This window comes from Type-D symbiont of Plautia stali, assembly GCF_001485335.1.
Classification (GTDB): Bacteria; Pseudomonadota; Gammaproteobacteria; order Enterobacterales; family Enterobacteriaceae; genus Pantoea; species Pantoea vagans_C.
Genome location: NZ_BBOC01000037.1, coordinates 15,242 through 34,906 on the forward strand (window position 1 = coordinate 15,242; position 19,665 = coordinate 34,906).

General features: G+C 57.1%; 15 protein-coding genes. All 15 read left to right on the forward strand.

Features of this window, described 5'->3' with window-relative positions; translation table 11 throughout:
* Positions 1 to 49 precede the first annotated feature (49 nt).
* The 15 genes from PSSD_RS13245 to PSSD_RS13315 all read left to right on the forward strand — a co-directional run bounded on the left by PSSD_RS13245 (position 50) and on the right by PSSD_RS13315 (position 19,664).
* Positions 50 to 937 carry a LysR substrate-binding domain-containing protein gene (locus PSSD_RS13245; RefSeq protein ID WP_058972548.1) on the forward strand — a complete coding sequence of 296 codons (888 nt, stop codon included), beginning with the start codon at positions 50 to 52 and terminating at the stop codon, positions 935 to 937.
* 265 nt (positions 938 to 1,202) lie between these two features.
* The gene (locus PSSD_RS13250; RefSeq protein WP_082672313.1) at positions 1,203 to 2,390 is read left to right on the forward strand and encodes a M20 metallopeptidase family protein; all 1,188 of its coding nucleotides are present in this window, start codon (positions 1,203 to 1,205) and stop codon (positions 2,388 to 2,390) included.
* A 22-nt stretch (positions 2,391 to 2,412) separates the two neighbouring features.
* Entirely contained in the window at positions 2,413 to 3,261 is an 849-nt protein-coding gene (locus PSSD_RS13255; RefSeq protein WP_235589232.1) for a transporter substrate-binding domain-containing protein, read from the forward strand.
* Between the two features lie 12 nt (positions 3,262 to 3,273).
* Positions 3,274 to 3,993 (forward strand): ABC transporter permease, encoded by a 720-nt coding sequence (locus PSSD_RS13260; RefSeq protein WP_039330277.1) that lies wholly within the window; start codon positions 3,274 to 3,276, stop codon positions 3,991 to 3,993.
* Positions 3,994 to 4,002: 9 nt separating this feature from the next.
* On the forward strand, positions 4,003 to 4,689 hold the full coding sequence (locus tag PSSD_RS13265) for an ABC transporter permease (protein WP_039330279.1): 687 nt from the start codon (positions 4,003 to 4,005) through the stop codon (positions 4,687 to 4,689).
* Positions 4,686 to 5,462 (forward strand): ABC transporter ATP-binding protein, encoded by a 777-nt coding sequence (locus tag PSSD_RS13270; RefSeq protein ID WP_058972549.1) that lies wholly within the window; start codon positions 4,686 to 4,688, stop codon positions 5,460 to 5,462. Before PSSD_RS13265 ends, PSSD_RS13270 begins: the two co-directional genes overlap by 4 nt.
* Before the next feature lie 363 nt (positions 5,463 to 5,825).
* A complete protein-coding gene (gene tssB, locus PSSD_RS13275; RefSeq protein WP_058972550.1) occupies positions 5,826 to 6,323 on the forward strand; it encodes a type VI secretion system contractile sheath small subunit in 498 nt (165 codons plus the stop codon).
* Positions 6,324 to 6,355: 32 nt separating this feature from the next.
* The gene (gene tssC / locus PSSD_RS13280; protein ID WP_058972551.1) at positions 6,356 to 7,903 is read left to right on the forward strand and encodes a type VI secretion system contractile sheath large subunit; all 1,548 of its coding nucleotides are present in this window, start codon (positions 6,356 to 6,358) and stop codon (positions 7,901 to 7,903) included.
* Positions 7,904 to 7,916: 13 nt separating this feature from the next.
* Complete coding sequence (tssK, locus tag PSSD_RS13285) at positions 7,917 to 9,266, forward strand: type VI secretion system baseplate subunit TssK (RefSeq protein ID WP_058972552.1); 1,350 nt, start codon at positions 7,917 to 7,919, stop codon at positions 9,264 to 9,266.
* A complete protein-coding gene (gene tssL, locus PSSD_RS13290) occupies positions 9,263 to 9,946 on the forward strand; it encodes a type VI secretion system protein TssL, short form (protein WP_058972553.1) in 684 nt (227 codons plus the stop codon). Before tssK ends, tssL begins: the two co-directional genes overlap by 4 nt.
* Positions 9,946 to 11,613 (forward strand): OmpA family protein, encoded by a 1,668-nt coding sequence (locus tag PSSD_RS13295; protein WP_064511462.1) that lies wholly within the window; start codon positions 9,946 to 9,948, stop codon positions 11,611 to 11,613. Before tssL ends, PSSD_RS13295 begins: the two co-directional genes overlap by 1 nt.
* A 3-nt stretch (positions 11,614 to 11,616) precedes the next feature.
* Positions 11,617 to 12,108, forward strand: coding sequence for a type VI secretion system effector Hcp (gene hcp, locus PSSD_RS13300; RefSeq protein WP_058972554.1), 492 nt, complete (start codon positions 11,617 to 11,619; stop codon positions 12,106 to 12,108).
* A 343-nt stretch (positions 12,109 to 12,451) separates the two neighbouring features.
* On the forward strand, positions 12,452 to 15,085 hold the full coding sequence (gene tssH, locus PSSD_RS13305; protein ID WP_058972555.1) for a type VI secretion system ATPase TssH: 2,634 nt from the start codon (positions 12,452 to 12,454) through the stop codon (positions 15,083 to 15,085).
* Positions 15,078 to 17,432 (forward strand): type VI secretion system Vgr family protein, encoded by a 2,355-nt coding sequence (locus tag PSSD_RS13310; RefSeq protein ID WP_058972556.1) that lies wholly within the window; start codon positions 15,078 to 15,080, stop codon positions 17,430 to 17,432. The genes tssH and PSSD_RS13310 overlap by 8 nt, the downstream gene beginning before the upstream one ends.
* Positions 17,433 to 17,441: 9 nt before the next feature.
* Entirely contained in the window at positions 17,442 to 19,664 is a 2,223-nt protein-coding gene (locus PSSD_RS13315) for a glycoside hydrolase family 24 protein (RefSeq protein ID WP_201023816.1), read from the forward strand.
* Position 19,665: the final 1 nt, after the last annotated feature.

Below are 19,665 nucleotides of genomic sequence, written 5' to 3' on the forward strand. Positions count from 1 at the left end.
TCATGAGAGAGTCAGTCTGGTTCGCAATTGACGATAGGAAAACTACAGGATGAGCCATGGATTCACTACGCTGCCACCGCTCAACGCGCTGAAGGTTTTTGAAGCAGTGACACGGCATCTTAACTTTCGCTTAGCGGCGGAAGAACTCGGTGTGACCCAAGGAGCGGTGGCGCAACAGATCCGTGGGCTGGAAAGCAGTCTGGGCTTGAAGCTGTTTGATCGCTTGCCCCGCACGCTGGCGTTAACCGGCGCGGGTGCAGGTTACGCCGTGAGTGTACGCCAGGCTTTTGAGTTGATTGATGAGGCAACACGCGCTCTACGGCCCGAACCCAATCACCTGACCTTGAGTGTCATGCCCACTTTTGCCAGCCGCTGGATGCTGCCTCGTTTACCGGCATTTACTGCAGCCTGGCCGGATATCGATCTGCGCGTGCTGGCTTCAGAACGATTGGTGCAGTTTCATCACGAGGGGGTAGATTTGGCGGTGCGATACGGCCGCCCGCCGTTTGGCGCCGGCCTGGATGCCACACTGTTGTTTAGTCAAAATGTTATGGCGGTTGTCAGCCCAGCTTTGCTAGCGGAATCGGGCGATCCGCTGGTGCGTGATCATTGCCTGCGCTATGCCTTGCTGCATGACGGGCACCATCTCTGGCCTGCGTTTCTGTCTTTCGTTTTCCCGGATGGCACTATGCAACATCAACATCATCTGCGCTTTAACCAAACAGCGCTGGCACTGGAGGCGGCCATCAATGGGCAAGGTATTGCGCTCACCAGCCCAGAGTTCGTGCAAAACGATCTCGCCAGCGGGCGCTTAGTGTCGGCATTTAACCAGCAAATGACAGTGGATGCAGGTTGGTATCTGGTTTCTCCACGTCGCCCCAAGGAACAAGCCACGGTTTGGGCGGTGCGTGAGTGGTTAATGGCGCAAGTGAAGTGAGGAGGAATGCTGCGATTTTTTGTTCAATATCAAAATCAGTAATACTGATGATCCTGGCTGGATCATGAATGTTATAACTGACTGCTGATGCAGTGGCAGTGTTTTATCCTGCTCAGGCAGTGTATTAGGAAATATCACGAAAATTCAGCAAGTAACCCATGGTATTGCGCGTTGCAATCTGATGGGGGCTGTGAATAAATACGAGGCCAAGCTTAATAAAAATGCCATAAAGGCCAGGCACCCGCCTGAAAAGATCACTGCAAACATGACCGACCTTAAAGATGCTTTAGCCAGGGATATCAGCGCCAGAAGTGAAAGTTTAGAGGCGCACCTCATCGCCATCCGCCGTGATATTCACGCACACCCTGAACTCGGTTTCGACACCATCCGTACTGCGAGCCTCGTGGAACGTGAGTTGCTGCGCCTTGGCCTGCAGCCAAAAACCGGCGTGGGCAGAACGGGGGTGATGGTCGATATCGTCGGTGACCAGCCTGGGAAAACAATCCTGCTGCGTGCCGATATGGATGCATTGCCCATTCACGAACAAACAGGTTTACCCTTTAGCAGCACCTATCCGGGTAAAATGCATGCCTGCGGCCACGACATTCACACCGCCACCCTGCTGGGCGTAGCCGCGATCTTGCCGCAATACCGTGCCCAGTTAAAAGGTACCGTACGCCTGATTTTCCAGCCTGCCGAAGAGACACCCGACAGCGGCGCCGAAGCGATGATCGCTGATGGGGCAGCGGAAGGGGTTGATCTGGCTATCACGCTACATAACAAACCCGAACTGGCGGCGGGCGAGATTGGCCTGACGCGCGGTGCCAGTACCGCATCCAGTGATGAATTTGATGTGGTGGTGCACGGTAAATCGACCCATGCGGCACGTCCGCATATGGGCACCGATCCAATCATTGCGGCGGTTAATCTGGTTAGCCAACTGCAAACCATCATTTCGCGTGAACTCGATCCGGCTAACTCGGCAGTGTTAACCATCGGCCACATTCATGGTGGCACGACACACAACATCATTTCCGACAGCTGTCTCATTCAGGGCACGGTGCGGGCGAAATCGCCAGAGGCACGTGCGCATATCGAAACGGCGTTCAAACGCATCTGTGCCGGCGTTGCGCTGTCGCTCAACACGCGAATCGACGTCAATTATCAACGCGGTGTACCGCCGTTAATGAATGATGATGCGCTGATTGATGCATTAGAAGCGATTTTGTCGCACCAGTTTGGTAAGCCGATTATCGGCAAACCCAGCGCCAGTTTCGGCGCGGAAGATTTCTCGCTGTTTACCGAACGTGCGCCGGGCTGTCAGATACACATTGGCTCCGGTGCCCCAGGGCGCGATGACCATCTGCATAATTCGGATTACCAACCCGACGAACGCAGTATTCACGCAGGCACTCAGGCATTAGCCCGTTTAGCCATCGATTTACTCTCCTAAAAATAATGAACACTGAGGTTTTATGATGATGCGTAAAGGGCTTTTCACCGCTTCCGCAGGCATGTTGCTGTTGGCTGCTTCTGCACTGGTACAGGCGAAAGATTTTGGCACCCTGAAATTCGCCACTGAGGCGGCTTATCCTCCGTTTAACCAATCTACGCCAAGCGGCAAGATCGTGGGTTATGAGCCAGATATGGTGGCTGAACTGGCAAAACGCGCGGGCTTCAAATACGAAATCGTGGCGCAAAAATGGTCGGGTATGATCCCAGGTCTGGTCGATGGAAAATACGACGCGGTAATTGATGCAGTCACCGTGACGCCAAAGCGTGAAGAAGTGGTGGATTTCACCCATCAATACACCGTGAGCGTTTCTGGTTTCGTGACCCTGAAAGGCAGCGCCGTTGATACATTGCCTGGTAACGGTGAAGTGGTGCAGGCCGGTGATGATGCAGGTATGACCAAAGCCATTGATGCACTGAAAGCCAAGTTCAAAGGCAAAACTATCGCCGTTCAGGTGGCAACCATCCAGGCTGATTTCCTCAACAAATACCTGGCTGATGTGGCCACCATTCGTACTTATCAGGCCGGTCCGGAAACCTTCGCCGATCTGCTTAACGGACGCGTAGATGCGGTGATGGCTTCACGCACCAACCTGAATGCCTACGTGAAAAAACATGCTGATACCGTGAACAGCACCGGCTATGGCTTCTCCGGCGGTGTGTTAGGGCAGGGCTCCGCTATTGCCATTCAGAAAAACAATCCTGAGCTGAAAGCAGCACTGGATACCGCGTTAATTTCGATGATCAAAGATGGCACGCTGAAACAACTGTCAGAAAAATGGTTCGGCGAGAACGTCGCGCCTGTGGAGTAATGCTAAGCGCTTATGACTATTGACTGGCAACTGTTAGGTTTTGGTGATGAAGGCTGGGGCGGCGTGTTGCTTAACGCCGCCACGGTGACCGTCACCGTTTCATTGTGTGCATGGCTGTTGGGCGCAGTGCTTGGCAGCCTGCTCTGTTGGATGCAGATTGGTGGCGCGCGCTGGCAGCAGCGCCTCGCCAATGGCTACATTACGCTGTTCCGTGGCGTGCCTGAGCTGCTGGTGATCTACCTGTTTTATTTTGGTGGACGCCAGGTGGTGTCTTTCGTCGGTGAAACGCTTGGCATGCAGGGACCGTTCGATGTGAACGGTTTTGTCGCGGGCGCCATCGCGATTGGCTTAATCTCTGGCGCCTATCAAAGTGGTGTGTTTCGCGGTGCGTTTTACGCTATCCCAAAGGGTACGCTGGAAGCGGCAACCGTCACCGGTATGGGACGGCTGATGCTGTTCCGCCGCATGATTGTGCCGCAAGCGCTGCGTACGGCACTGCCCGGCATGGGGAATCAGTGGCAATCCGTGATTAAGGAGTCTGCGCTGGTTTCAGTGACCGGCCTGGTGGAAACCATGAACCAGATTTCCACCGCCTCCAACTCCACACAAATGCCGTTCTTCTTTTACAGCGTCGGCGCGGTGATCTACCTGATCATCACCACCTGTTCCGATTTTGTTTTCCGCTATGTGGAAAAAGTGGCCATGCGCGGGCAACAACGCGCGCGGTTGTAAGGAGCCACCATGGATTTCACGTTCTTACAGCATACGCTGAGCGCGTTGCTGCGTGGTTTGCCGCTCACGCTGAATCTGGCCGTTTTGTCGCTGCTGGGCGGAGGAATACTGGCATTATTGCTGAATCTGTTGCGACAGAATCGATTCGGCAGTGTGTTCGCACGCTTCTACGTCTGGCTGTTTCGCGGTACACCGCTGCTGATCCAGATCTTCATGATTTATTACGGACTTGGTAGCTTACCCGCTGTGCGCGAAAGCGTGTTATGGCCGCTGCTGCGCGACCCTTACTGGTGCGGTTTGATTGCGCTGGTGCTGAACGATGCGGCTTACACCTCGGAGATTCTGCGTGGCGGGCTGAATGCTGTCAGCGTTCAGTCGCTGGAGGCGGCGAAGGTGTGCGGCATGTCGCGCTTCACCACTTTGCGCCGGATTACTTTGCCGCTGGCCGTGCGTCAGGCGCTACCCGCATACAGCAATGAGATTATCTCGATGATTAAATCCACTTCTCTGGTCAGTACCATCAGCCTGATGGAGATGACCGGTATTGCGGATTCAATCGTTTCGGAAACCTTCCGCGCGCTGGAGGTGTTTATCAGCGCGGCTATTATTTACCTGCTGCTGACCGTACTGGTGAGCAAAGCAGTGGCGCTGCTTGAGCGCCGTTTGTCCCCTTATCATGTTGGAGCACGACAATGAGTAAACCCACTATCGCCCTGAGCCATCTCAGAAAAAGTTATAGCGGGCATGAAGTGCTACATGACATTAGCCTGACCGCGCATGACGGCGATGTGATATCGCTTATCGGTGCCAGCGGTTCCGGCAAAAGCACGCTGCTGCGCTGTATTCCTTTCCTGGAAGTGCCGCAGGGCGGGGAAATCGCGGTCGGGGATGAGGTGGTGACCATCGATAACCCCGATGAGAAACTGTCTCGTGAGCAGCAACGCCGCATCAAGTTGATGCGTATGCAGCTCGGCTTTGTGTTCCAGAGTTTTAATCTCTGGCCGCATAAAACGGTATTGCAGAACATCATTGAAGCGCCGGTTCATGTGCAGAAGCGCAGCAACAAGGAAGCAATTGAAGAAGCCGAAGCTTTATTACAGCGTGTCGGGCTGTATGAAAAGCGCAACGCGTGGCCTTCGCAGCTTTCGGGTGGGCAGCAACAGCGCGTGGCGATTGCGCGCGCGTTGGCACAGCAGCCCAAGGCCATTCTGTTTGACGAGCCTACATCAGCGCTCGATCCGGAGTTGGTGGGAGAAGTGCTGCGGGTTATTCGCAGCCTGGCGGAAGAGGGGCGCACGATGATTATCGTCACCCATGAAATGGGTTTTGCGCGCGACGTGTCCAACAAAGCGGTGTTTCTGCATCAAGGGAAAATCGAGGAGTCCGGCCCGCCACAGCAGGTGTTTAATGATCCGCTGTCGGAGCGTTGTCGAGCCTTTGTCAGTAGCCATTTACAGCGTAATGGCTGACCCTTTCAAACCCGCATCCTGCGGGTTTTTTTCTGCCTGAAAATCGCCTGCCGAATGATTTTTAATAGGGACTGTTTCTCTGGTAAATACATTAGTATTTAGGATGTTTCTTGCGATTATTCTTAAGGTGAAGTCGTAATTGTGTTCAACGAAAAAATTTATTTTCGGAGTGTTCCTAATCAAAATCCCAGATTAACTTCAACGACTTAAAACCACACCTCAGAAATTTCTTATATAAATCAGATCATAAAGATCAACATTGCCTGTTGCTAACTCAAATCGCCCTGAGCTATATTCGCGCCGAATCACACAAGGAAAGTGTGCTTGAAGCGCGCTTTCCGCGCTTTTCTTACAGGAGTTTATATGAGTAATTCTTATCAAAATGAAATCCCCAAGGCGCGCGTCAATATCAAACTTGACGTACACACCGGCGGTGCAGCCCGCAAAATGGAGCTGCCTCTCAAGCTGCTGGTCACCGGTGATTTCAGCAACGGCCAGGAAGATCGCGTGATTTCCGAGCGCGAGAAGGTCAACGTTAACAAAAATAACTTCGACAGCGTGCTGGCAGATTTCTCTCCCGCTGTACGTCTCACCGTGCCGGACACCCTGGCAGGCGATGGCAGCGAGCAGGCGGTTAACCTGACCTTCAGCAATATGAAAGACTTCGAACCGGAGCAGGTCGCACGCCAGATCCCCCAACTCAAAGCGATGCTGGCGATGCGCAATCTGCTGCGCGACCTCAAATCCAACCTGCTCGACAACGTGACTTTCCGCAAAGAGCTGGAAGCCATCCTCAAAGATCCTGCGCTCAGCGATGAGCTGCGTAGCGAACTTTCTGCCCTCGCCAGCGACAACGGCTGAACATCCCCTTTAACGGACTAATACGAGAGACCATGCTGATGTCAGTTCAGAATGAAAACCAGACTGCCGGTGAAACCACCGTGCTGGAGCGCCCGGCTGCAGAGGGCGTGTACGCTTCCCTGTTTGAAAAAATTAACCTGAGCCCGGTCAAGACGCTGAGCGAGCTTAACGTCTGGCAGGACAACCAGGCGATGTCGGATGCCTCCGCAGATGAGCGCGTGACCGCTGCGATGCAGGTATTCCTGACGCGTCTGAAAATCAGCGGTGCGAAGGTGGAGAAGCTGGATAAAACCCTGCTGGATCACCATATCGCCGAGCTGGATTATCAGATCAGCCGCCAGTTGGATGCGGTGATGCATCACGACGAATTCCAGAAAGTGGAGTCGGTGTGGCGCGGCCTGAAGTCGCTGGTGGATAAAACCGATTTCCGCCAGAACGTGAAGCTGGAAGTGCTGGATGTGTCGAAAGAAGACCTGCGCCAGGACTTTGAAGACGCACCTGAAATCATCCAGAGCGGCCTCTACCTGCAGACCTACGTAGCTGAATACGACACGCCGGGTGGCGAGCCGATTGGCGCAGTCATTTCCGCTTATGAATTTGATGCCTCCGCGCAGGACGTGGCGCTGCTACGCAATATCTCCAAAGTGGCGGCGTCGGCACACATGCCGTTTATCGGCTCGGCGGGCCCGGCGTTCTTCCTGAAGGATTCGATGGAAGAGGTGGCGGCCATCAAAGATATCGGCAACTACTTTGACCGTGCCGAATACATCAAGTGGAAGTCCTTCCGCGAAACCGACGACTCACGCTACATCGGCCTGACCATGCCACGCGTGCTGGGTCGTCTGCCGTACGGCCCGGACACCGTGCCAGTGCGCAGCTTCAACTACGTTGAGGAAGTCAAAGGCCCGGACCACGATAAATACCTGTGGACCAACGCCGCGTTTGCCTTCGCCGCCAACATGGTGAAGAGCTTTATCAGCAACGGCTGGTGCGTGCAGATCCGTGGCCCGCAGGCGGGCGGCGCGGTAGAAGACTTACCGATCCACCTGTACGACCTCGGTACCGGCAACCAGGTGAAAATCCCGTCTGAGGTGATGATCCCGGAAACCCGTGAGTTTGAGTTCGCCAACCTCGGCTTCATCCCGCTGTCGTACTACAAAAACCGCGACTATGCCTGCTTCTTCTCAGCCAACTCCACGCAGAAACCGGCGCTGTATGACACCGCCGACGCGACCGCTAACAGCCGCATCAACGCGCGCCTGCCGTACATTTTCCTGCTGTCACGCATCGCCCATTACCTGAAGCTTATTCAGCGCGAAAACATCGGCACTACCAAGGATCGCCGCCTGCTGGAACTGGAACTGAACACCTGGGTACGCGGTCTGGTGACCGAGATGACCGATCCGGGCGACGAGCTGCAGGCCTCACACCCGCTGCGCGACGCGAAGGTAGTGGTCGAAGATATCGAGGATAACCCGGGCTTCTTCCGCGTGCGCCTTTTCGCAGTGCCGCACTTCCAGGTGGAAGGCATGGACGTGAACCTGTCGCTGGTATCGCAGATGCCGAAGGCCAAGGCGTAAGGCGGAGACAGGGATGAAAATCTATCGTCCGCTGTGGAACGAGGGGGCGCTGCTGTCCCCTCAACAATTCCAGCAGCAATCCGCCTGGGAGGCCTTCACCAATGCGGGCCTCGCAGCGCTGACCTCACCTCATCCGTGGGGCATTGAAATGCTGGAACTCGACGAGTCCCAGCTCGCTTCTGGCCGGGTGCGCATTCAGGCGCTCAGGGCCTGGTTGCCGGATGGCACACTGATTGACACGCAGCAGGCCGATCAAGCACCGGCGCCGCGCGATTTGAACCTCGATATAGCTGCGGGCACTGACAGCGTGACCGTGGTACTGGCGCTGCCGCTGATGCAGCCCGGTGGCGGTAACGTCAGTACTGGAAGCGAAGTGGCTGAGCGCCCTCAGCGATTCCGTGAAGAGTGGGTCAGCGTGCAGGATACTTTCGCATCAGAGGTGGAGTCGATGGCGGTGGCGCGATTCAGTCTGGCGCTGCGCTTTACTCACGAGAGCAATGAAGCCTGGGAAACCTGCACGCTCTGTCGCCTGATCAAGGACGGGCAAGGCGGATGGCGGACCGACCCGACCTTCATCCCGGCGCTGGCACGCTGGTCAGCAAGTCCGGCGCTGCAGGAGCGGTTAGTGCTGCTGAACCGCCAGCTACGTTCACGTCGCCAGCGACTAATGTCGATGCGCCGTGAGAGCAACGAACGGCTGGCCGATTTTGCCGTGGCAGACGTGTCGCTGTTCTGGCTGCTGAATGCGCTCAACTCGCACGCCCGCGTGCTCAGCGAATATGAGCGTGCGCCAGGTCGCCATCCGGAGCAGGTCTGGGCTGAACTGGCACGCCTTGCGGGCAGCATCATGACCTTTTCACTGGATCATGATATCGAGGCGATCCCGCTCTATCAGCACGACGCGCCTGCACAGACCTTCCCGCCGCTGTTTGATCTGATTGCCTCGCTGCTGGAAGCCAGCTTGCCCTCACGTGTGGTGGCGCTGGATATGTCGCGGCCCGACAGCCAGACGTGGAAAGCCTCGCTGCACGATCTGCGCCTGCGTGAAGACGCGGACTTTTATCTATCAGTCCGCTCCGACGTGCCGGCCTGGCAGGTTGCTGAACGCTTCCCTGAGCTGTGTAAAGCGGGTGCACCGGATGATGTTAATGCGATATCCAGCAGTGCACTGAACGGCATTCCGTTTATCACCATCAGTCGCGTGCCTGCCGCGCTGTCGGTACGGATGGAGAACCAGTATTTTGCGTTGGACATGTCCAGTCCTGCTGCCGCCACCATGCTGGAGCAGGGCGTGTGCCTGTTCTACGTGCCGTCACTGCTGGGCAATCTTGAACTGGAACTCTTCGCGGTAATGCGCTCATGAATAACGACATCAATATAGACAAATTGCTGGCGGACACTTGGCTGACGGTTTCGATGCTGAAACACGCTACCAGCATTGCGGATGGAAAACTTCTGTATCGCAACTGTGTGGCGCAGGTAGAAAGCGTCCGTACCGCGTTGAAAGAGGCGGGCTTAGACGAAGAGAGCATTGCTCACATCAGCTATGCGCAGTGCGCGTTACTGGACGAAACCGTTCTGAACCGTACCGCGGGCGAAGGGGCGAATGCTGATGACACCCTGATTGCGCATGCTGAGTGGCGCAGTGTGCCGTTGCAGGCCCGCTTCTTTGGTTCGCTACGCGCGGGTGAAGCACTTTGGGACCGGGTAGCGGAAATCCTGCGCCAACCTGCGCCCCGGCAGGAAGTGTTGACCTGCTATCAGCGGGTGCTGTCGCTGGGCTTTCAGGGCGTGTACGGCACCGCGGCGGCAAATCCTGCGCTGCGCCAGCAGGCGCTGGACTTGCTGAATGAGCGCGTCTCTCCTCTGGATCCTGAATTATCGCTGGTGGTAAGTAAAACCCGGCTTCGTCACTTCCGCTGGTTTCGTTCTGCCTGGTTTTGGGCTGGCGTCGCGTTGATCGTAACCGGGCTGGTGTGGTGGGGTGGCCATCTGTGGCTTCAGTCTCTTCTTTCTGCCCAGTTGCCGGAGTTGTGCTCCTGATGCGCCGTTCCTTTACATTATCCATGCTATTGCCTGTGGCTATTGCTGCATTCGCGCTGCTGTGGTTGCTGTGGAATTTTCTGCCACTGTCGCTGCCCCTCAAATGGCTGATAACGCTAATGGGATTGGCGGTTGCTGCAGGGGTATTGCGCTCAGTCTGGGGACGTTTTGCCACCAGTGCGTCGGCCAGTGAAACGTTGTTAACCGATCTCCCTGATGGACCGGTCGTGCTGGTGATGGGAAAAGGACTTGATGCGCTGTTTGGCGATAAGCCGGTGCGTAAAAGCGCGACGGGTAGCCTGCACAGAATCGACAGCCTGGCGTCTCTGCGCGAGAGCGTTGAACAAATCTGGCAGCACGCGCCTGGCCAGGCTGGACGCCTGTCTGTGCTTTTCACCTGTCTGCCGGATCAGATCAACGACGAGGGTGAATTCAGAGCGGGTATTCGCTCAATGCGCCAACTACTCGGCAGCCTGGCCGAGATAAGCGGGGCGGCGTTGCCGCTCACGGTGCAGTGTCAGCTTTCCGGTCCGACCACACCGTGGTTTCTCAATTGTGGTGATATCACAACGCTGACCGACGATGAGGGTAATCAGCAGTCAATTGATGACTGGCAGCGGCAGGCTGGCAACATCGGTCATATTCCCGCTATCCGCCAGGCGGCGGCATTTGCCCGCCATGTCATTCTCGATGAACTGCAGAAGCCTGACCGCCTCAGTCCTGGAATTCATCCAGTGGCACTCTCTTTACGTCTCGGAGCAGCCGCTTTAAGCCAAGATTCGCTCTGGAGCGAATGGCTGACACGTTACGCCGTTATGCGCTACCGCACATCCATACCTGACACCATGCCGGCGCGTTCATTCACTGAACCGTTGTTTGCCGCGCTGGCCCCTCTGACCTTTGCCGTTCAGGGTGGACGTACGGCACGTCGCGTCACCGGCATCCTGCTTTTTTGCATGCTGGTGGCTATCGCCTGCTCGGTGCTGAACAACCGCGCGTTGATTGAACGCACGGGAATGGCATTACAGCGCTGGTACGCCATTCCGGCGGAAAGCCTGGCTGTCAGAGCTGCCGCATTGTCGGATCTGCAACAGGACGCACTGCTACTTGAGCGCTGGCATCGTCAGGGCGAGCCACTGCGTTATGGGCTTGGCTTTTATTCAGGACCACGACTGTGGCTCACCCTGCAGCAGGCGATAGACAGCTATGTACCGCCATCCAAGCAGACTCCTGTCGCAGCACCGAAGATCGTGCGTCTTGACAGCATGTCACTGTTTGACACCGGTAAATCCGATTTGAAAGCCAGCTCAACTCGCATGCTGGTCAATTCACTGGTCGGGATTAAGGCTCGTCCTGGCTGGCTGATTGTTGTCAGTGGCCACACCGACAGCACTGGTAGTGCACAGTTGAACCAAACACTTTCCCTTCAGCGTGCGCAGGCGGTCCGGGACTGGATGAGAGACACCGGAGACGTGCCGGAGAGCTGTTTTGCGGTACAGGGCTACGGGGCTGATCGACCGCTTGAAAGTAACGATACGCCGGCTGGCCGTGCGGCCAACCGGCGCGTCGAAATCAGTCTGGTGCCGCAGGCCGATGCCTGTCGGATGCCGGATACAACCCTGTCGGCATCACAGGATGATGCCGACGAACATTTAGAAACGGAGTAACACATGGCAATTCCAGTATATCTGTGGCTGAAAGACGACGGCGGTGCGGACATCAAAGGTTCCGTGGATGTGAAGGATCGCGAAGGCAGCATCGAGGTGGTGGCGCAGGAGCATAGCCTGTACATCCCCACTGACAATAACACTGGCAAGCTAACTGGTACGCGCATTCATACGCCGTTCCTGTTCACCAAGGAAATCGATTCTTCCAGCCCTTATCTCTATAAAGCGGTGACCACTGGTCAAACGCTGAAGTCGGCGGAATTCAAGTGGTACAAGATCAACGATGCCGGTCAGGAAGTGGAGTATTTCAACACCAAACTGGAAAACGTGAAGGTGGTGAAAGTTAATCCATTGATGCACGACGTTAAAGACCCGTCTAAAGAGAAGCATAACCATCTGGAGCAGCTGGAGCTGCGTTACGAAAAAATCACCTGGACCTACAAGGACGGCAACATCATTCATTCCGATTCCTGGAACGAACGCACCACCGCGTGATTACGCGTCATATTTCGCGCCGCTGTTGCGTTGGCTGCGTGCGTTCACCCCGGTCACATAGTTACCTATGCTCCCAGGGACTCGCGCACTTGCCGCCTTGCCGCGACACGAACTATTTAACGTAATCGCTCCGAGTAAAGGGCGCAGGGGCGGCCCATCCGGGCCGCCCGCATCCGTAGGGTTGCCATTTATGGCGGCCGTCAAACGTACCAAGCCAGATGCCTTTTGCCTTCATCCATATCGGGTGAAAACACAAGTCATCTTCACATTTAAACCTGCCTGCCTTATGCGCCTCGGTTTACGGCGACGGGCGGTAGCGTGCCCAACCCAGGAGAACTTTGCTATGGACAGTCATTCAGCCGTACTGTTGCGTCGCCTTAACCCGTACTGCGCGCAGGCGCTGGAAGCCGCCGCTTCGCTGTGTCAGACCCGTGCTCACGTGGAAATCCAGCCCGAGCACTGGTTGCTGAAGCTCATGGAAAAGGGGGAAGGCGACATTACCGTGCTTGCCCGTCGTTACGAATGGGACATGGATGCCATCTGGCAGGATTTACTTGCATTTCTTGACCGGCAGCCGCGGACAGTGCGCGGGCGCCCGCAGCTCTCATCCTCACTTGAATCCTTGCTGAAACAGGCGTGGCTGATTGCCTCCGCAGCTGACAGCAATCCACAGATCCGCAGTGTGCATCTGCTGATGGCACTGGCTGAACAACCGTCTCTGGTGCGTTGTGAGGGATTATGGCCGCTGTTAAGCCTGCGAATGAGCCAACTCAATCGCTTACAACCTATGCTCGACGCGCAGTCGGAAGAGCGTTCAGATGCTTTGCAGCCGCAAATGTCGGTGAGTGCCCTCGATCATCCTTTAACGGTGGGGGAAACCAAAATCTCAGCCGCCGAAGCCCTGGCGCGCTTCACCCGCGACGTCACCGCCGACGCGCGCAGCGGCAACATTGACCCGGTGTTTGGTCGCGACAACGAAATCCGCCAGATGGTGGATATCCTGTCGCGCCGCCGCAAAAATAACCCGATTCTGGTCGGCGAGCCGGGCGTGGGAAAAACCGCGCTGGTCGAAGGCCTGGCGCTGCGGATTGCCGAAGGCAACGTGCCGGACAGCCTCAAGCCGGTGAGCGTGCACACCCTCGACCTCGGCATGTTGCAGGCGGGCGCGGGCGTGAAGGGCGAGTTTGAACAGCGCCTGAAGAACATCATCACCGACGTACAGCAGTCCGCCCATCCGGTCCTGTTGTTTATCGACGAAGCGCACACCATCATCGGTGCGGGCAACCAGGCGGGCGGGGCGGACGCGGCCAACCTGCTCAAACCGGCGCTGGCGCGCGGCGAGCTGCGCACCATCGCCGCGACCACCTGGAGCGAGTACAAGCAGTACTTTGAGAAGGACGCCGCGCTGGAGCGCCGCTTCCAGATGGTGAAAGTTGACGAGCCGGACGACGACACCGCCTGCCTGATGCTCAGAGGCCTCAAATCCCGCTACGCCGAACACCACGGCGTGCACATCACCGATGCGGCGGTGCGCGCCGCTGTTACGCTGTCGCGTCGCTACCTCACCGGACGCCAGCTGCCCGACAAGGCAGTTGACCTGCTCGACACCGCCGCCGCGCGCGTGCGCATGAGCCAGGATACGGTGCCGGAGAGCATCACGCTGCTGCGCGCCCGCCTGGACGGGCTGAACACCGAAAAGCGTGCGCTGCTGGATGACGCGGAGCTGGGCGGTGCGGTGGACGACAAGCGTATCAGCGACATTACGCGCGAGCTGGCGGAAGGCGATGAGCGGCTGGAGCAGCTGGAGCTGAGCTACGCCGCCGAGCGCGAGCTGGTGCAGACGCTGCTGGCGAGCCGCACCGACCGCGCGCAGCAGGCCCGCCGCACAGAGCTGCAAAGCGCGCTGAATAGTCTGCAGCAGGGCGAGCCGCTGCTGACGCTGGACGTGGACGCGCGCGTCGTGGCGGGCGTCATCGCCGACTGGACCGGCGTACCGCTCTCCTCATTAATGAAGGATGAGCAGGCAGAGCTGCTGGCGCTGGAAAACCAGCTTAGCACCCGCGTAGTCGGGCAGGACACCGCCCTCAGCGCCATTGCCCAGCGCCTGCGCGCCTCGAAAACCGGTCTCACCGCTGAAAACGGCCCGCAGGGCGCGTTCCTGCTGGTCGGCACCAGTGGCACAGGCAAAACCGAAACCGCGCTGGCGTTGGCCGATTTGCTGTACGGCGGCGAGAAGTCGCTGATTACCATTAACCTCAGCGAGTATCAGGAAGCGCACACCGTCAGCCAACTGAAGGGCTCCCCGCCGGGCTACGTCGGCTACGGTCAGGGCGGCATCCTTACCGAAGCGGTGCGCAAGCGCCCGTACAGCGTGGTGCTGCTCGATGAGGTCGAGAAGGCACACCGAGACGTGATTAACCTGTTCTACCAGGTGTTTGACCGCGGCTTTATGCGCGACGGCGAAGGGCGTGAAATCGACTTCCGCAACACTGTCATCCTGATGACCTCGAACCTGGGCAGCGATGCGCTGATGCAGCAACTGGAGGAGGCACCGGAATCCACCGAATCCGACCTGCAGGGGTGCCTGCGTCCGATCCTGCGTGACCACTTCCAGCCCGCACTGCTGGCGCGTTTTCAGACGGTGATTTACCGCCCGCTGGCACAGGAAGCGATGCGCATCATCGTGGAGATGAAGCTGAAGCAGGTAAGCCAGCGGCTGCACCGCCACTACGGACTGCGCACGGAAATCACCGACGAGCTGTATGACGCACTGACTGCCGCCTGCCTGCTGCCGGACACCGGCGCGCGCAACGTTGACAGCCTGCTGAATCAGCAGATCCTGCCGGTACTGAGTCAGCAGCTGCTGCAGTACCTCGCCGCCAGCCAGCGCCCGCAGACCCTGCAGTTGGGCTGGGATGAGGAAGAGGGCGTAGTGATGGAATTTGATGTGCCTGCAGCGGAGGTCAGCCATGTCTGAAATGCTGATATCCGCCGCCAAAAAAATGGCGCAGATGCTGGGGCACTCACGCTATCTGGTCAGCGTGCAGGACTGCCCGCACACGCTTGATGTGCTCAGCTTCCACGCCGAAGAGGCACTGAGCGAGCCGTGGCGCTACGTGGTCACCGTGACGTGCGACAGTGCAGCCGTCGCCACTGAGACGCTGCTGCTGAAACCCGCCACCTTCACCTTTCAGATGCTGGTCTTTACCGGTGCGCCTGCGGTGCCGGTGCGTCAGGTATATGGCGTGGTGCAGTCGTTTCGTCGGCTGTCCACCTCTGCAGATGAAACCCGCTACCGACTGACGCTGGTGCCGCGTCTGGCCATGCTGCGTCACACCCGCCGCAGCGAGATTTACCTCAACATGTCGGTGCCGGAAGTGGTGGAGCAGATTCTGCGCGGGCATCAGTTTGAGGGACCGGACTTCGACTTCCGGCTGATGCGGGAGTATCCGCAGCGCGAACTCATCACTCAGTGGCGCGAGACGGACCTGCAGTTTGTACAGCGCCTGCTCGCAGAGGTCGGCATCTTCTGGCGCTTTGAAATGGACGACCGTCTCGGCCAGGACGTGGTGGTATTCCTGGATTCTCAGCAGCACTACCAGCATGGCGCGCGACTGCCAATACGCCCGGCTTCGGGCCTGACCAACAGCGGTCTGGAGAGCATTGAGCGCATTGACACGCACTGTCGCGTGGTGAGCGCCCAGGTGGCCACAAGGGATTATAACTACCGTGAGGCTCTGGTGCCGCAGGACAGCACGCAGTCTGTCACAGGTCAGGAAGGTATCACCACCGGGGAGGTGTATCACTACGCTGAACCCTTTCTGTCAGAAGGCCAGGCGGACGATGCGGATTCGGGGGCATTCTTTGCCCGACTGCGGCACGAGCGCCTGCTCAGCGGCCAGCAGCAGGCCGCCGGTAAATGCAACAGCCCACAGCTGACGCCGGGGCAGGTGCTGGAGAGCGGCGATGCGCTCCCGGTGGGCTTTGCCGACGGCATTGTTATCACCCGCGTACGGAGCCGGGGCTCGCGCAGCAGCAGCTTCAGCCTGCACTTCGATGGCATACCCTACAGCGAGACGCTGTGCTGGCGCCCGGCGCTGGTTAACCGTCCGGTCATTGCGGGAACATTGCCCGCCCGCGTCGAAAATACCGACAGCAGTGACCCCTATGCCTGGCTCGACAACACCGGGCGCTATCGTGTTCGGCTTGATTTTGACCGCAACATACGCGAAGCCGGATACAGTTACCTGTGGCTGCGACTGGCCAAACCCTACGCAGGGTCGGATTATGGCTGGCACGCTCCCCTGCTGGCTGGTACGGAAGTCTCTGTAGCCTTTGACGGAGGCGACCCGGACCGACCTTACATCGCTCACGCGCAGCATGACTCAGAACGCGCAGATCACGTTACCCGTGACAACCACAGCCGCAACGTGCTCCGGACGCCCGCCAACAATAAACTGAGGATGGAAGACCTGCGCCAGCAGGAGCACATCAAGCTGGCGACGGAGTACGGCAAAAGCCAGGTAAACCTTGGTCACATCGTGGACGCACAGCGCAAACCGCGCGGACAGGGTTTTGAGCTCAGAACCGACGAACGCGGCGCGGTCCGGGCGGGCAGCGGCCTGTTCCTGACGGCAGATGAACAGCTAAAAGGGCAGGGTGAGGTGCTGGCGATGGAGCCCGCACTCAGCAACATCAGCGCCGCCAACGAGCAGATGAAGGCGCTGAACAATGCGGCGGGTGCTGCCCAGGCGCTGACCACCGACATCACCGCCCAGTTGAATCTGATCTCCAACCGCCTGAAGGGATTGCAGTCCGCCGTGCTGCTGGCCAGCGCGCCAGGGGGGATTGCCCTGACCGCAGGGGAGCATCTGCAGCTGACCAGCGGCCAACATACTTTTATTAATGCCGGTAAAAACCTGAGCGCGGGGGCGATGAAGAACCTGTCGCTGGCCGCTGAGCAGGCGCTGGGGCTGTTTGCCCATAAGCAGCAGATGTCGCTGATAGCCAATCAGGGCGACGTGGTGGTACAGGCGCAACACAACAGCCTGAGTCTTAACGCGGCACAGCAGCTGACGGTGACCAGCACGGATGACGACATCATCATCAGCACGCCAAAAACGCTGACGCTGAACGGCGGCGGCTCGTATCTGAAACTGAGCGGTGCCGGTATTGAGCACGGCTCGGAAGGGAAGATGAGCATGAACGTGGCGCAGTTCCTGATCCCGGGCACGGGCAGCAAACTTGACACCACTGAGCAGCATTTTGAGCAGACCGAAACCGCACCAGTACAGACGGCACGCAAAGGACTGATTTCCCGCTAAGGACGCACTATGAAAATCTGTTTTCCCATCCGGGACCTGGATGGTAAAGAGTTCACCTCGGTGGATGAAGTCATGAGCCTGATTAACAGCGAGCCGCACGGCGGCTGGCTGCTGGGTGCCAACGGTATGTGGCACGGCGGCATTCACATCAGCGATGTCACGCAGCCGCATTCTGCGCTGAACAACGGTGCGCAGGACTATGGTGACCCGGTGCCGCTGCAGTTTATGGCTGACGGCACAATTGTGGCCTACCGCCTGAACGACGTATATCAGACCGCGCCATACTGCAGCAAGCCGCTGCGCTACAGCTCTTCGTTTGCGCTGGTGAAATCCCTGTGTCAGCCGGACCCCAAAAATGAGGCGTCGTGGCTGGAGTTCTACACGCTGTATATGCGCCTGGCTGCAATGGAGGATTATCCGACATCTCCCTGCTACAAAGTTTCGGATGGGCGCACGGGCATTTCGCTGAGGAAGTACAGGAAAGGTCAGCACTGCCTGGCCGAAGGTGAAAGTCAGCCAGCGTATTCTGCCGCGCTGAATGCACCAGCCGCCGTAAGGAGCAAAGTGGTGAACGAGGGGGACCGCTTTGTCGTGTCGCGCACCGGACGCTTTTACGTCACCCGCAACAATAAACCCACGCTGCTGACGTTTGGGTTGTCGCGCCTGCTGAAAGAGGGTAAAGCCTCCGATGAGCAATACTGGATAACGCTGGACCCGGACCTGGTAGAGCGGGACGGTGAGATGCATAACCTGATGCCGGAATGGATGCATCAGGCAAAGGCAAGGGGTACGTTCAACAGCGTGGTGAACACTGACGGCAGCGCGGCATGGCAGGTCAAAGCCGGTACGCCGGTGGGCTTTATGGGGCTTAATGAAGTACCCGGCACAGCAGGTGGCTCCACAGAGCAGGAGCGCTTTGTGCATCTTGAAGTACTGAGCACAGACAGCCGGATGCCGGGTTTTCTGTCAAATCCAGGTAAGTTTACCACTGCAGGCAAGCTGATTAGAACGCTCAGCGGCCGAAAAATCTGGCTGCGCAGCGAGGCCACGCCGCCGGTATTCACCGCGACGGACATCACTCTCAACAGCGGTTCACTGGTCAGTCGTGAGAGCACCACACCGTTTAAAGATACCAGTGATAAATGGTGGTTTAAAGTCTCAGACCACGGCTGGATGCCGCAGGGCGATGTGGAAGAGATTGAGCAATATGATTTGCTGAAGCAGGGCTTTCATCCGATGGTGGAAGAAAACGACGGCGACATGCAGGACAGTTTTCTGGAAGGCTGGATACCCGAACTGTTTGGCCGGATAGCGGAATTTACGGAGAAAAATAAAGACGGCCCGACCGCTGGTCGTGTGACGGACTATTACCGTTCTCTGATGGCACGACTGGACGAAAACGGCGATGGAAATCTCAGCGCAGATGAAGTCCGGCGCGGCCTGGGACGGCGCGCCCCGGCGATCAGGGATATTGTAGACCGTCTGGTGGTGAAGCATCACAGCGAGTGGATAGGCGGCCCTTCTGAAGCGCGCTGGAAAGGTTTTTATAAAATCCTGGATAAGCTGTCGATACCGTATTGCACGCAGTGGCAGTCCGGGCAGGAGTGGATGAGTCAGGTTGAGGCCTTCAAGGCAGGGAAACCTGCCTGGCACATGCATCCTGTTCTTTTTTTAAATTCTATAAAAGAAAGGGGTCTCTCAATTCAGGAAGCCAGAGTAAGAGCATTCATGAGAATGCTTAGAGTTGGAGAGGGAACCATAGGTGAAAAAGGGTATGAAATTTTGTTTGGTGGGCAATCGTTCATCAAAGATTATTCTAAAAGTTTTGATGATCACCCCAAGATACTAATTACTCGCGGCGGATTGTCATCAACAGCTGCGGGTGCTTATCAGGTTATGGGATATACTTGGGATGATAGACTTATGACTTTGTTAAGAAAGAAGGAAAATATACAAGATTTTAGTCCAATTTCACAAGATAGGTTCTGTGTTCTAATTTTCAAATACAAAAGGAAAGGGTCGCTAAGTGAAATTATGGCAGGAAACATAAGAGGCGCACTAGATAAACTCAGCTATGAATGGGCAAGTTTACCTCCAGGTCGATATGGACAGCCAGCTAAAACGATGGATCAGGCATTGAGTCTTTATGATAAGTATTTATCCGGAGAGGTTTCAGGAATAAGCGATCTTCATTTGGAGCAAGGTTATATCACTGAGATTTCGGAGCGTTAAT

Coding starts and splice junctions, on each gene's coding strand:
- PSSD_RS13245 (WP_058972548.1), top strand. CDS start 50: ATGAGCCATGGATTCACTACGCTGCCACCGCTCAACGCGCTGAAGGTT.
- PSSD_RS13250 (WP_082672313.1), top strand. CDS start 1,203: ATGACCGACCTTAAAGATGCTTTAGCCAGGGATATCAGCGCCAGAAGT.
- PSSD_RS13255 (WP_235589232.1), top strand. CDS start 2,413: ATGATGATGCGTAAAGGGCTTTTCACCGCTTCCGCAGGCATGTTGCTG.
- PSSD_RS13260 (WP_039330277.1), top strand. CDS start 3,274: ATGACTATTGACTGGCAACTGTTAGGTTTTGGTGATGAAGGCTGGGGC.
- PSSD_RS13265 (WP_039330279.1), top strand. CDS start 4,003: ATGGATTTCACGTTCTTACAGCATACGCTGAGCGCGTTGCTGCGTGGT.
- PSSD_RS13270 (WP_058972549.1), top strand. CDS start 4,686: ATGAGTAAACCCACTATCGCCCTGAGCCATCTCAGAAAAAGTTATAGC.
- tssB (WP_058972550.1), top strand. CDS start 5,826: ATGAGTAATTCTTATCAAAATGAAATCCCCAAGGCGCGCGTCAATATC.
- tssC (WP_058972551.1), top strand. CDS start 6,356: ATGCTGATGTCAGTTCAGAATGAAAACCAGACTGCCGGTGAAACCACC.
- tssK (WP_058972552.1), top strand. CDS start 7,917: ATGAAAATCTATCGTCCGCTGTGGAACGAGGGGGCGCTGCTGTCCCCT.
- tssL (WP_058972553.1), top strand. CDS start 9,263: ATGAATAACGACATCAATATAGACAAATTGCTGGCGGACACTTGGCTG.
- PSSD_RS13295 (WP_064511462.1), top strand. CDS start 9,946: ATGCGCCGTTCCTTTACATTATCCATGCTATTGCCTGTGGCTATTGCT.
- hcp (WP_058972554.1), top strand. CDS start 11,617: ATGGCAATTCCAGTATATCTGTGGCTGAAAGACGACGGCGGTGCGGAC.
- tssH (WP_058972555.1), top strand. CDS start 12,452: ATGGACAGTCATTCAGCCGTACTGTTGCGTCGCCTTAACCCGTACTGC.
- PSSD_RS13310 (WP_058972556.1), top strand. CDS start 15,078: ATGTCTGAAATGCTGATATCCGCCGCCAAAAAAATGGCGCAGATGCTG.
- PSSD_RS13315 (WP_201023816.1), top strand. CDS start 17,442: ATGAAAATCTGTTTTCCCATCCGGGACCTGGATGGTAAAGAGTTCACC.